The following is a 13,042-nucleotide window of genomic DNA, read 5'->3' on the forward strand; positions in this document are numbered from 1 at the left end:
TTTGTATAAAAAACCGCGTGAGTGAATATCATCTACGCGGTTTTTTAGTCTTAAAATCCATAGGAATCTTCTTTCTTATTTCGAATGATTTCACTTGCTTCATACGTGTCTATCGTATCCTCGACGAATCGTTCTAAGCGAAAGAAGACATCGTCGTCAATTATCTGCTTCTGTTGAAAGCTTTTTTCTTCAATATAGACATGGGTTTGTACAATTTGTGCTTTCATATAGGATAAAGTTGGCTTTAACTGATGGTCACCAACTAAATAATGTTTGGAAGAGCCTGCAGTTACAAAAAAGCTTACTGTCTTATCCTGAAATGCGCCAACAGGGAGCAAATCAAAAATATTCTTTAAGCTCGCTGGAATAGATGCCTGGAATACAGGTGTACCGATAATAATTATATCTGCTTCCATTACCTGTCTGGTGACCCAAGCAGTGTCTCCGGTATAATCGAGATAGTTCCTGCCATCACTAAATGGCAAATCATAATCCTTTAAATCAATGAGCTGAAAATCTCCTTCTGGATATTTTTCAGCAATTTCTTCTGCGACAGCATCCATGACAGTCCTTGTTTTTGAACCAACAATGGACCCGGATAAACCAATAATCTTCATCTGTTAATCCTCCTGATCCTTTCCTGTGTATTTACGAATAGCCGGCAAAATTTCTGCACCGATAATTTCAATATTCTTCGCCAATTGTTCAAATGGAACACCGCCAAAATCCATTTGGGCCAAGTAGCGCTGATGTCCAAAAAGTTCATGCTGATAGAGTATTTTCTCAATAACCTCCTGGGGACTGCCCACATTGATAACGCTCCGTTTATCTTTTGCCTGTGCAAATGCCTGTTTAGGAAAGCCTTGTCCATTTGTCAGCTTCATACCTTCATTGATATAAGGATACATTTGCTGCAGTGCCTCCTGGCTAGTTTCTGCTACATGGAAAAATCCAGTGACGCCAACAGGGAGTTCGTCAGCAGGATGCCCACTTCTCGTTGCGGTTTCTCGATACGCATCAATAACATTCTTAAAAGCACTTGCTGGACCGCCAAGTGTCGCCAGCATCATTGGTACACCGGCATAGCCTGCCTTCATCGTGCTGGCTGGGGTTCCACCAACTGCACGCCAAATTGGCAGTGTACTATTTTGGGGGCGGGGCAGCACCTGTGCATCTTTTAAGGGTGCGCGATATTGCCCCTCCCAGTTAAGCTTTTCGTTTTCATTAATTTGCAATAACAAGTCAAACTTTTCTTCAAACAATGCTTCATAATCCTGTATGTCATAACCTAATAATTCAAACAGTCCAATCCGGGAAGCTCTGCCTGCTATAATTTCTGCACGTCCATTAGAAATTAAATCAATTGTAGCAAAATCTTCATACACACGAACGGGATCGGAAGTACTGATAATGGTCGATGAGCTGCCAATTTTGATTTTTTCTGTGGCCTGGGCAATGGCAGCTAATACAACACTGTGTGCTTGCGTCGTAAAGTAATTCTGATGGCTTTCTCCAACACTGAAAAAGTCTAACCCTGCTTGTTCCGCCAGCTTTGCTAATTCAATAATCTCCTGGATACGCTGCTGTGCAGAAATTCGTTTTCCTGTAAAAGGGTTGGCAAGGTGATCTCCTAGTGTGTAAAGTCCAAATTCCAGTCCTTTCTTTTGATTAATACGATATTGTTCCATACTTATTGCTCCTCTATCGTTTAGATTTTGTTCAAAATTCGTCCGTTATTCAATTAACGTAAGTGTAAACTATTATGACGGGAGGTTGGGTATTTTTACTTGAGTTGACTCACAATCTTTCCTATATATCACTTTACTGTTCAATTGATGAAAATGCAATTAAAAAAGACTGAATTAAAGATAATTTCCCCTCTGTAATTGTTCTAAGTTGTAGAGGAAAAAAGACTAGCATTGCTGGTTTAATTTAAGAATAATGGTATAATATAGAAAATACAGAAAAGGAAGTGCGGAAAATGATAGAATTTCCTAAACCAAAAGTTGAACAATTTTTTTATACGTATGGTATTTACCACTTTCAAGTAAGCAAAGATGAAAAAAAGATTGTTTTTTCAACAAATTTAAGCGGAAAACGTAATTTGTGGGCATTAGACTTGAGTAAAGGACATTCGTATCCGTATCAATTTGCTCAAAAAGATGAATCGACCTTATTTGTTCAATTCGACCCAAATGGGCAGTATGTTTTAACCAGTTTTGATTCAGATGGAGATGAAAATCATCAAATTTATGCTTTGCCTCCAGAGGGAGGGATACCACAACCGCTGATTACAGGAGCAGAAACGGAAAGATATTTATTTGCTCACTTAAGTAAAGATGGAAAACGGGTTTATTATAATACGACTGAAAATAATCCGACCTTTTTAAACACACACGTACGTCACTTGGATACAGGTAAAGATGAACTTTTAGCGGAGGGGGAAAGAGGCCCGACTACGCTGGATGGCGTATCAGAAGATGAAGAGACTCTTGTATACGTAAGCATGTTTGCAAACACATATAATAATATCTTCATTCAAAGAGGAGCAGAAAAAATTTATCTTACTCCCGATCCCAAAAAGGTGCATGTATCCTATGAACCGGTTTTCACGGATAATAACACCATTTATTTTCCTACAGATTATGAAAGCGAATATATGTATCTGGCCAAGTATGACATAAAGCAAGAGGCGTTTTCAAAAGTTCTTGCGTTGGAGGAAGAATCGATTGAAACCATCAAATATGATAAATCATCTGATTCTTTATATGTTGTAACGGAAAAAGGGGTTGTCGATAAACTCTATCAATATAAAGTAACATCAGGAGATCTGAAAGAAATTACAATGCCTATTGATTTGATTGAACAGGTAACGGTAACAGAGTCAGGAGCAGTTTATCTTTTGGGAGGTTCAGCAGTTAAGCCGAATAACATTTATCGTCTGACAAACGGTGAAAAGTGGGAGCAGCTTACGGATAATCGTGTTCTAGGCGTATCTGAAGAAGAGCTCGTTGACCCGGAAATTGTGACATATTCCTCCTTTGACGGAATGGAAATAGAATCACTCTTGTTCAGAGCAAAGCCGGAAAATGCAAATGGATATACGGTATACTGGCCGCATGGAGGACCACAAGCAGCAGAACGAAAATTTTTCCGTTCCATGTTTCAAAGTATTTTAAATCGCGGCTACCATATTTTCGCTCCAAATTTCCGGGGAAGCACGGGCTATGGTTCCTCCTTTGTGAAACTTGTTGAGCAGGATTGGGGGCATGGGCCGCGCCTGGATAATGTGGAAGGGATTAAATGGCTGTTTGATCAAAAAATTACCGACCCAGATCACCTATTTTTAGTAGGAGGCAGCTATGGCGGCTACATGGCATTACTCTTACACGGACGTCATCCAGAGTATTTTAAAGCGGTCATCGATATTTTTGGACCGTCCGACTTATTTACGTTCGTCAATTCTGTGCCGCCGCATTGGAAGCCCATTATGGAAAGATGGCTGGGCGATCCAGAGCGTGATGAGGAACGTTATATAAAAGATTCTCCAGTAACGTATTTGGAAACAATGACAAAACCGATGCTGGTTATCCAAGGTGCAAAGGATCCTCGTGTTGTGAAGGAAGAATCGGATCAAATTGTTCAAAAACTGCAGGATAAAGGGCGGCATGTGGAGTATCTGGTGCTGGAAGATGAAGGGCACGGATTCTCGAAAAAAGAGAATGAAATTAAAGTTTATAAGCGAATGCTGGATTTTATGGACAAGCATAAGTAAACAAAAAACATCAGCGAAGCCTTTAGGTGAGATGGTAATCACCGTCTCAGAGTTCAGAGGCTTTGCTGATGTTGATTTTTTGCGTGAATAAGCGCTACTATCATTTTTCATGGAGATCCATCTGTAAAAAGCACGCGGAAGAATATATTGCCTTTTGAATTTAATCATTATTGTTTTGTAGTAACTTTTTTACAATAATGATGACCCCTGTTATTACAGCAATAATGAAAATGATAAAAATAAGCTGAAAGATAATATCAGGCCAGTTTATTGTATTGTTCATTGAATTATTCTCCTTTTTGTTAAAGCTATCTAATATGTTTTATCTGGATTCTAATGCGATCCATACGCTTTTTTAGAGTAGAACGGTTATCATCTTTTAATACTACATTTGCTCTCGCAGCAACGATTTCTACAACATTGTCGATGGATAAATAATCCGTCTGTATTTTTTCTCCAAATACTTCATCAGCTAAACTTGAGATGCATCTGTCTATTTGCCTGAATCCCCATGAGTTCTTCCTTTCAAGGCGTTTTCTTAGCCTACGTTCGATTACTTCTTTGGAAGCGGATAAGACAAATTTATGTAATTGGATTTCTTCCGATTCGAGTTTACCGGTAATTTCTTTAAAATAAGATGTATCCGTAATTGTCATTGGAACGATGATTGGAGTTTGATCGTTTTCCGCGATATATTTTAGGGTTTTATAATTAAATTCTCTCCATATTTCGTAATCTTGAAAGTCCTTCTTTTTTAACTTATCAGGCAAATTCTGATCTAAAAAGAAACCAATGTTTTCCGGATCATATACAAAGGAGTTTTCCAATCTTCTATGAAGTTCATAGGCTGTTTGCGTTTTTCCTGCACCAAAAGCACCGTTAAGCCAAATTATTTTTGTCATGGGCCAGCTCCTTTTATTATTGGTAAGGGGTTGTGATGAAGGAGTTTTTAGAAAGAGGAGTTGGGATGGAGCCCCTCTTATTTGTGTTTCTTTTTTTGCTGAAATTTAACACTCCATTTCCATTTGCAATATTAATATTTCAGTTTATTAATCATAGTAAGATGCGAACTGTGATGGCGGGAGTTACTGAACCAGTAGATGCATTTCAATCTACGAATCCATATAAGATGCGAACGATGTCCGAAAGCATCACGTTCCTGGTCAATAGATTTCAATCCACGCATCCATATAAGATGCGAATATAGAGAGTGGGTTCCTTATAGCACTTGGGTGAATTTCAATCCACGCATCCATATAAGATGCGAACAAAATTCTTCCAATGGTGAACAGACGAAAAATATTTCAATCCACGCATCCATATAAGATGCGAATCAAGGCGAGCAGCTTTGGCTTCTTCCAGAGTGGATTTCAATCCACGCATCCATATAAGATGCGAAAGCGTACAAAGAAAGAACTAATACATCAAAGGATCAGCTGCTTAAAAGTGCTGACCTTTTTTCAAATAATAAAATTTGGTTGCTTTCTGTACTTACGCTCTTTAAATCCTTGTATTTATTGAAGTGCTAACCTACTTAGTAACTTATGTTTGCCTAAGGTTAGCACCATATCCTGTTTGTCCAAAACTTCCTTTAACAAGAATGGTTACATCTTACGTACCTAAATAAGATAGGCATCCACCTTTTTGATAATACTTTATTCATTCCATAAGATTTCAATCCACTCACCTACACAAGGTGAGAAAGCACAGACCGCCACGTCAGAGACAAACGGTTAGATTTCAATCCACTCACCTACACAAGGTGAGAAGAAACTTGTATGCTGGAATGCGCCCCGGTATCCGATTTCAATCCACTCACCTACATAAGGTGAGAATCGCAAGAAATTTAAAGTGTTTGCTGGCCTTTCTATTTCAATCCACTCACCTACATAAGGTGAGAAATTCGCCAGTTTGATGGATGAATTAGATGTCAATAATTTCAATCCACTCACCTACACAAGGTGAGAATCCAATTGTTCCATCTCATATGCAGATGCGCCGATTTCAATCCACTCACCTACACAAGGTGAGAAAAATTAAGTAAATTATGAGGTGGTTTCATTGGGAATTTCAATCCACTCACCTACACAAGGTGAGAAGATATAGGCGTTTGAGCTGACGTTTAGCTCGGAATTTCAATCCACTCACCTACACAAGGTGAGAAGAGATCGAAATGCACAGCGTATTTTATCCAGAATGATTTCAATCCACTCACCTACACAAGGTGAGAATGCAGTTCCGTATCGTAAACAGTTTAAGATATATATTTCAATCCACTCACCTACACAAGGTGAGAAAGCGACTAATATAAAATGTTACACATCAAACCCTCAAATAATAAAAAGTGCTAGCCTTTTATTAAATTAAAAATAAAGAATCATTATTCTCAATAAAACCTTCAAAAATCTTTGGTACATTGAGGTGCTAACCTCCTTAGTAATTTATGTTCGCCTAGGGTTAGCACTAATTCATCTATCCAGCTAAAAACTTTATCGAAAACTTTCATAATATTTCCTTTATTATACCACCATGCTTGATCCTTCTTCAAATATTCTCTTATCTAAGTCTAAGAACTTACTAACTTGCATTAACGCAGTCATTTGTGTAGATTTTGCAACATTTTAGAAGGATTTCATAAACTATCTTATCGGAAAGGAAGAAAAAGGTTGACCGGAAAAGCTACTTTCCGATAAAATATAGAAAGTTCTTGTTTTCCAAATGAAAAAGTCCGTTTGACAAGAGCAAATAAAAGTGGAGAGGAGTAGGAACAGAAAAAAGGAATCTATAATCTAAAGCGCCAGGACTATTCTACGGACGGATAGGAAGAATAGTTGACGAGGTCGGAGGTTATCGAGTTATTCGGCGGGTGCCTCCCAGCTGTACATCGCAGTTGTCGCTTTATCTTCAAACCATCAGGGTGACTTGATGAACAAAGAGATAAAGAACGATGTCTTAAAAATTAAAAACTAACACGAGAAAGGGGCAGTACAAGGGCCCCTTCGCTTCGAATCGGTCTTTTGTCTCTGCCCCTTCAAACAAGGAGGACATCGACATGTGCGGAATCGTCGGTTATATTGGACAAAATGATACGAAAGAAATTTTATTAACAGGCTTGGAAAAATTGGAATATCGCGGATATGACTCTGCAGGGATTGCGACTTTAGGGGAAGATGGTGTACACGTAACAAAAGTAAAAGGACGTATTGCAGCGTTACGTGAAAAAGTAGATAACGAAAATGATGCTACTATTGGTATTGGGCATACTCGCTGGGCTACTCATGGTGTACCAAGTGTGCAAAACGCACATCCACATCAGAGCTCAACAGAACGTTTTACCATTGTGCATAATGGGGTTATTGAAAATTATATGGCTCTAAAGAAAGAATACCTGGAAGATGTCGACTTTGTGAGTGAAACTGATACAGAGGTTATCGTACAGCTTATTGAAAAACTTTATCAAAAGCATAAAAGTACTAAAAAAGCATTTGGAGAAGCAATGAGCCTGTTAAAAGGTTCTTATGCGATCGGTCTGATTGATGCAGAAGATCAGGAAACTTTATATGTATCGAAAAATAAAAGCCCATTGTTGGTTGGCTTAGGAGAAGGATTTAACCTGATTGCCAGCGATGCCATGGCTACATTGAAAGAAACGAATGAATACTTGGAAATCTTTGATAAAGAAATTGTGCTTGTGAATCGCAGCTTTGTAGAAGTGCAGACACTAGATGGGGAAGTTATCAATCGTGAGCCATTTATCGCGGAAATTGATGCAAGTGATACAGAAAAAGGAACATACCCTCATTTTATGCTGAAAGAGATTGATGAACAGCCAATTGTTATGCGAAATATTATTCGTGAATATCAGAATGAAAAAGGCGAATTGAAATTAGACAAAGATATTCGTAAAGCCATGCAAAAAACGGACCGCATTTATATTATTGCTGCTGGAACCAGCTCCTATGCGGGATTGGTTGGAAAAGAGCTTATTGAAAAAATAGCTAATATTCCAGTAGAAGTTCACATTGCCAGTGAGTTTTCATATAACATGCCGTTGCTACCTGAAAAACCATTGTTTGTCTTTATTTCACAAAGCGGGGAAACAGCAGATAGCCGTGCCGTATTAGTTAAGATAAAAGAATTAGGACATCCAGCACTTACCTTAACAAATGTGCCTGGATCCACCCTTTCTCGTGAAGCAAATTATACTTTACCTTTACATGCCGGACCAGAAATTGCTGTTGCTTCCACAAAAGCATATACAGCACAGATTGCTGTTTTAGCTATTCTTGCAGTAGATACAGCAAGAGCAAAAGGTATCAAATTAGATTTTGATCCATTACAGGAGCTGGCAATTGTAGCGAATGCAATGGAAATTATCACAAATCAAAAAGAAGAGCTGGAGCAACTGTCAAACGAGTATTTTGCTTCCACACGCAATGCTTTCTATATTGGCCGCAGTATGGATTATCATGTTGCACAAGAAGCAGCATTGAAGTTAAAAGAAATCTCTTATATCCAAGCAGAAGGTTTTGCTGGAGGAGAGTTGAAGCACGGAACCATCGCATTAATTGAGGATGGTACACCGGTTGTCGCTTTAGCAACACAAGAAAATGTAAATTATTCTATTCGCGGTAACGTACAGGAAGTGGTTGCACGCGGGGCAAATGCACTTATCATTAGTTCAAAAGGCTTGGAGCAGGATGAGGATGCGTTTGTATTGCCTCCGGTACATGAGCTGTTGACGCCATTGGTAAGTGTGATTCCAATGCAGCTATTGGCTTATTATGCGGCGCTGCATCGTGATTGTGACGTGGATAAACCGCGGAATTTGGCGAAGAGTGTTACGGTGGAGTAAAAAGAACATTCGTAAGGATTCGTTTGTAGATTAAAAATAAAGTTGCGATGTTTAAAATAAAGTCGCGACGTTTATAAAAAAGTTACGAAATTTTACCCCTTTGGATATGATTGTCTAAAGGGGTGTTTTTGTGGGGAAAAGAAAAAGAACATCTAAAGTCGATAAGTGGATTAAAGAAGGTGGAGGAACTGGCAGTAGGGCAAATTATCCGCCATGGCTAAAAATTCAAGATGTGTCCTCATGAGGTCGGTCAACGAGATTAAAAGGTATAAAAACCGGCAGACAACATAAATATTTATCAGATTTGGAACGAAATTACTTTTATTTGACTGAATTTCCGATTTAATCCTAGATATTCGTGAACAATTTCCTTTATTACCACAACAAGAGACGATTGTCATTGCGGACGAAATGGATAAGATCATGGTTAGAAATATTAGTTATATCCATGATTATTTTGATATTCGGAGCTATGATGTATACCGGGGAATGGCTAACCAATTTACATTGGGTGATTCTGAAATTATCCTTTTCGAAGGGTTCTTCAAAAATATCTCCTAAGCATTCTCTCATAAAATTCCCATGATATGTTTGGTTTTTCTGTTTTTGTGGAAAGTATACCTCATATATTAACATCAGGAGGAACAGTCATGGTTACGATGGAATCAATTATAATTGGTATTATATTTATTATTATTCAACTCTATGCCTTGCCGATTGTTAAACGTTCGCCTATTGGACAAAGAAAGCTGCTCTCATTATCAGGCGGTGTAGCTATTGCTTATGTGTTTGTCTATATTTTGCCAACTCTTCATGAGGAGCAGGATAAACTCGGGGGATCGTTCGCATTAGATACGGAACTTTATTTTCTCGGCCTCATCGGTTTATTGATTTACTTTGCAGTATATGCATTTGCTGAGACGAAAACAGCTGAACGGCTGAAGGCAAACACCATTTATTTCGTTCAGATCAGCTTTTTTATGGTGTATTCCTTCATTGTTACTTATATCGTTTTTTCATCCGATGTTCAGCGCGTCGAATCCTTATTTTACGGTCTAGCCGTTAGTCTTCATTTTATCGGCTTGTCGTATCATCTGGGAAAAGAGAGTGAGCGGCTGCATAAAAGTGCAGGACGCTACATGCTTGCAGGGGCAACCTTGATTGGGGCGTTTGCAGGAATTTTCGGGCCATCATCCGGTCTGTTTGTAGATTCCATTATTGCTTTTAGTTCAGGTGCCATGATATTTAATGTCATCAGCAAGGAAATCCCTTTTGAAAAAAATGCCCACTTGCCAACATTTTTAATCTCATCCCTTGTCTATTCCATTATGTTGATTGTGTTAAAAGGCTTCTTCAATTGGTAGCTGCGGGAATCCCAGAAATCGTTAGAAATAGTGGCATCCGGGGCTCTGATGGCCGAAAAAATTTAGCGTAGGAATTTTTTTAAATAATTTAGGAGTGATTTTGGAAGAACTTCTTGAAAGTTATTATTAAATTTATAAAGAGGAGTACTTGGATTACTGGAACAAATAAAGCCCATAATAATGGAGCATTCATTTACCCCCTTTGGATATGATGATTCCAAAGGGGATTTTTTACGATAAAACAATCTTCAACAAACGGACGGGGTTTATGAACTCCAAATAAGAGATGGTTACCTTGGGTGCAATTCCGTTTATTTGGATTGCGCCCTTCATTCCGTTAATGAGCACTTTCAAAGAAAAATAAATGAGCTTATTATAGCTTTGGAATATATGCCTTGCCTTCTGTCATCCTCGTGAAAGTTTTATTTATCATCCTGCGTATTTTCATAATAACCGTATGGTTGAAGAAAATGAAAAACGAGGTATTCTTACAGAAGCCTGGACTCCTTTTGGCCGCGGTCATCTGAATGACGTACTGGAAAATGCCACAATTAAAGAAATTGCGGATAAACACGGTAAAACTCCGGCACAAGTTATTGTGAATTGGAACTATCAGGCTGGCGTATTTACTATTCCAAAATCAAGCAATCCAACGCATCAAAAAGATAATATCAATAGCACCAACTTTGAATTATCTTCTGAAGATATAGAAAGAATTGATTCATTGGATAAAGGGGAATCCGGCCGTGTAGAAGGGCAGGACCCTAACGAATATCATGAATATGTGTAAGTAGGAAACGATATGAATGTGGTGTTTGGTTCATGAAGACGCTGTTGTTTCTAGATAGATATTCGTTTTGCAGCGAACACACACACAAACTGAGTTAGATATTTGGAAGCAATAAAGAAAAGATGAATCTGTTTTCAGCAGGTTCATCTTTTCTTTATTACTGCGTTTGTATTTTGTTAATGTCATATGGATGATTATAAAAAAGTGTAAAAGCCATTATCAATTTAAAATTAACAATGGTCTCTTAGAATTAAGATCCAGAAAGTTCCTTTTGAACTTTCTGACGGTAATCTTCACTACCAAGCAGCTTTGACTCGAAGCTGTTTAAATGATGACTAAGCAGAATCTGCTGCCAAGTGTTCAAATCATTTGTTAGAAGAACGATTTCGATTCGATCAGCATGATGATCTTCTGCATACATTGCATCGTTCAGGATGAATGCTGTTGACCCACCTTTTGCGCCAAGATGGGTGAAACGCTCGTGGTTACCTTCATTTATTTCCATCGGCCATTCAAGTAAATCTCTAACTGTTTGCATAGCTACTGTTGGAAGTTCGTTATTTGATATGATTGCTAATAATCTTCCGTAATCATTCGCCGATGCCCCAATTAGACGATCCGACCATACTCTTTGCAAATCAAGAGGCATATTAAAGGTATCGTTTTCAATATTGATGGTGCCATCTTTCATTTGTTGACTTAATTCTTCAGCTGTTTCTCGATACATTTCCATGGGCATCTTTTCAAGCTCTTCTACTAATCTATTTTTATCCATTTCATTATTTTTTAGATAATCTGGAATGAGGAGCGCGCCAACAATTGGATAAATTTCCTCATGTTTTGTAAGATTGAGAGATTTAGCCCGCTCGTTAATAGAATGGATGCCAATCAAGTTTATCAGGTAATCTGTATTGGCGTTCGAGCTATATGTTATCATACCTTTTGCAACATCCTGTAGTGTTACTTGATTATGATTTATTTTCCCTTCTTTTTGCATTGCTTTTAGCCATTCTTCATGTGCATTTCCATCAGAACCTTTATAGTAGTATTGGTTTAAATCATCTAATGACACGTAACTATCTTTATTCAATGTTCCTTCGTCAATTTGCATCGCATATTCGACAGCTATTAGTATTTTTACTGTACTCGCCAAAGGACGTACAACATCTGAGTGATAGGTAATTAACTCCTCTCCATTTTTCGCAACATAGAGGGAGGATGTCTCCGGATGATCCTTTAAATGATTAAGCACATAATCAGGATTATCCCGAAATACGGAATAGACTGCAGCTCCAATAACCAGAATAGATGTTCCATAAATAATTAATCGTTTCTTTGTATATGTCTTTTTATCGAATAAAATCATTGCAATAACACCAAATAGAAATGCAATTAAATAATTAACATTAAAAATGATAACTGCAATGATAATACCTAGTACAATAGCGATTGTAACAATTGCTTTACGTATTTCTTGTTTCGTTCTATTTTCTTTTTTTAGTAAGGGCATAAGTGTGAGGATAATGATTCCTGACATCCCAATCCATGCAAATATATTTATAGAGAATCTTCCTTTCTAAATCTATGTATTAATATTTTCTCTTTAATACCGTTATGATACTGGCATGAAGAATCATTAATCCTGTAATTAAAAACCAAATGACTGTTTTATATGTTCCATAGTCTAGATGACTAATGAAGTGATCATATAACTCAATTAATAAAAATCCAAGAGGGATTAATGGAAAAACAATACCATATGATTTGTTTGAAATACTTTGTCCACGTTCATCTTTATGTTCTTCACCCATTTCAAATTTCAGTGAAATAAATACTGCAATAAAGAAAATGATTATATAAACAATACGTAAGGTTGTTAAGAAAACGTCCATATTTATCTGTCCTCCTCTATTTCATATTGAAAAACTTCATGTAAATCGACACCAAACAGCAGCGCAATATCAAATGCTAACTTCAAAGATGGATTGTATCTATTTTTTTCAAGGGATATAATGGTCTGTCTGCTGACACCTAATTTATCAGCAACCTCCCGTTGTGATAATCCCCGCTCAGCTCTTAATACAACAATTCTATTTTGAATTTTTCTTTCGTTATTTAATGGCATCTTTATTCACCTCTTATAACTATGATGGTAAAATATTTAGTACAAAAAGTAAAGTATTTTTAACATTTGGTATGAAATATTTTACCATAAATACGTTTAGGATAAAAATTTTACTGATAGTTCAATAGCTTCC

Annotated in this window: 11 protein-coding genes, 1 pseudogene and 1 CRISPR repeat array; of the genes and pseudogenes, 5 read left to right on the forward strand and 7 right to left on the reverse strand. The window is 37.5% G+C overall.

Annotation, left to right across the window (positions count from 1 at the left end):
• Positions 1 to 50 precede the first annotated feature (50 nt).
• Both BN986_RS07935 and BN986_RS07940 read right to left on the reverse strand, forming a co-directional pair.
• Positions 51 to 617: an NADPH-dependent FMN reductase gene (locus BN986_RS07935; protein ID WP_040979318.1), complete on the reverse strand. Its 567-nt coding sequence runs from the start codon at positions 615 to 617 to the stop codon at positions 51 to 53.
• 3 nt (positions 618 to 620) lie between these two features.
• Positions 621 to 1,688 carry an LLM class flavin-dependent oxidoreductase gene (locus tag BN986_RS07940; protein ID WP_040979320.1) on the reverse strand — a complete coding sequence of 356 codons (1,068 nt, stop codon included), beginning with the start codon at positions 1,686 to 1,688 and terminating at the stop codon, positions 621 to 623.
• 293 nt (positions 1,689 to 1,981) lie between these two features.
• Here BN986_RS07940 and BN986_RS07945 point away from each other — a divergent pair, with 293 nt between their 5' ends.
• Positions 1,982 to 3,775, forward strand: a complete 1,794-nt coding sequence (locus BN986_RS07945) for a S9 family peptidase (RefSeq protein ID WP_040979321.1) — start codon at positions 1,982 to 1,984, stop codon at positions 3,773 to 3,775.
• A gap of 160 nt (positions 3,776 to 3,935) precedes the next feature.
• Here BN986_RS07945 and BN986_RS27880 read toward each other — a convergent pair whose 3' ends face one another.
• The gene (locus BN986_RS27880; RefSeq protein WP_256708489.1) at positions 3,936 to 4,058 is read right to left on the reverse strand and encodes a hypothetical protein; all 123 of its coding nucleotides are present in this window, start codon (positions 4,056 to 4,058) and stop codon (positions 3,936 to 3,938) included.
• 25 nt (positions 4,059 to 4,083) lie between these two features.
• On the reverse strand, positions 4,084 to 4,677 hold the full coding sequence (locus BN986_RS07950) for an AAA family ATPase (RefSeq protein ID WP_040979322.1): 594 nt from the start codon (positions 4,675 to 4,677) through the stop codon (positions 4,084 to 4,086).
• 769 nt (positions 4,678 to 5,446) lie between these two features.
• Positions 5,447 to 6,072: a CRISPR direct-repeat array (repeat unit 32 nt; unit sequence ATTTCAATCCACTCACCTACACAAGGTGAGAA).
• A 755-nt stretch (positions 6,073 to 6,827) separates the two neighbouring features.
• Here BN986_RS07950 and glmS point away from each other — a divergent pair.
• The 4 genes and pseudogenes from glmS (at position 6,828) to BN986_RS07970 (ending at position 10,784) form a co-directional block, all read left to right on the forward strand.
• The gene (gene glmS, locus BN986_RS07955) at positions 6,828 to 8,630 is read left to right on the forward strand and encodes a glutamine--fructose-6-phosphate transaminase (isomerizing) (RefSeq protein WP_040979323.1); all 1,803 of its coding nucleotides are present in this window, start codon (positions 6,828 to 6,830) and stop codon (positions 8,628 to 8,630) included.
• Between the two features lie 130 nt (positions 8,631 to 8,760).
• Positions 8,761 to 9,131 (forward strand): annotated as a pseudogene (locus BN986_RS27610) (hypothetical protein); the annotation flags it as partial.
• A gap of 149 nt (positions 9,132 to 9,280) precedes the next feature.
• Positions 9,281 to 9,994 (forward strand): hypothetical protein, encoded by a 714-nt coding sequence (locus tag BN986_RS07965; protein ID WP_040979324.1) that lies wholly within the window; start codon positions 9,281 to 9,283, stop codon positions 9,992 to 9,994.
• Between the two features lie 457 nt (positions 9,995 to 10,451).
• Complete coding sequence (locus tag BN986_RS07970; RefSeq protein ID WP_244444973.1) at positions 10,452 to 10,784, forward strand: aldo/keto reductase; 333 nt, start codon at positions 10,452 to 10,454, stop codon at positions 10,782 to 10,784.
• Between the two features lie 250 nt (positions 10,785 to 11,034).
• Here BN986_RS07970 and BN986_RS07975 read toward each other — a convergent pair whose 3' ends face one another.
• Genes BN986_RS07975 through BN986_RS07985 form a run of 3 tightly spaced genes read right to left on the reverse strand, consistent with a single transcriptional unit; the run spans position 11,035 to position 12,909 of the window.
• Positions 11,035 to 12,321: a serine hydrolase gene (locus BN986_RS07975; protein WP_052400697.1), complete on the reverse strand. Its 1,287-nt coding sequence runs from the start codon at positions 12,319 to 12,321 to the stop codon at positions 11,035 to 11,037.
• A gap of 52 nt (positions 12,322 to 12,373) precedes the next feature.
• Positions 12,374 to 12,676 carry a hypothetical protein gene (locus BN986_RS07980; protein ID WP_040979325.1) on the reverse strand — a complete coding sequence of 101 codons (303 nt, stop codon included), beginning with the start codon at positions 12,674 to 12,676 and terminating at the stop codon, positions 12,374 to 12,376.
• Between the two features lie 2 nt (positions 12,677 to 12,678).
• The gene (locus BN986_RS07985; protein WP_040979326.1) at positions 12,679 to 12,909 is read right to left on the reverse strand and encodes a helix-turn-helix transcriptional regulator; all 231 of its coding nucleotides are present in this window, start codon (positions 12,907 to 12,909) and stop codon (positions 12,679 to 12,681) included.
• Positions 12,910 to 13,042 lie beyond the last annotated feature (133 nt).

This window comes from Oceanobacillus jeddahensis, from assembly GCF_000750635.1.
Lineage (GTDB): Bacteria > Bacillota > Bacilli > Bacillales > Amphibacillaceae > Oceanobacillus > Oceanobacillus jeddahense.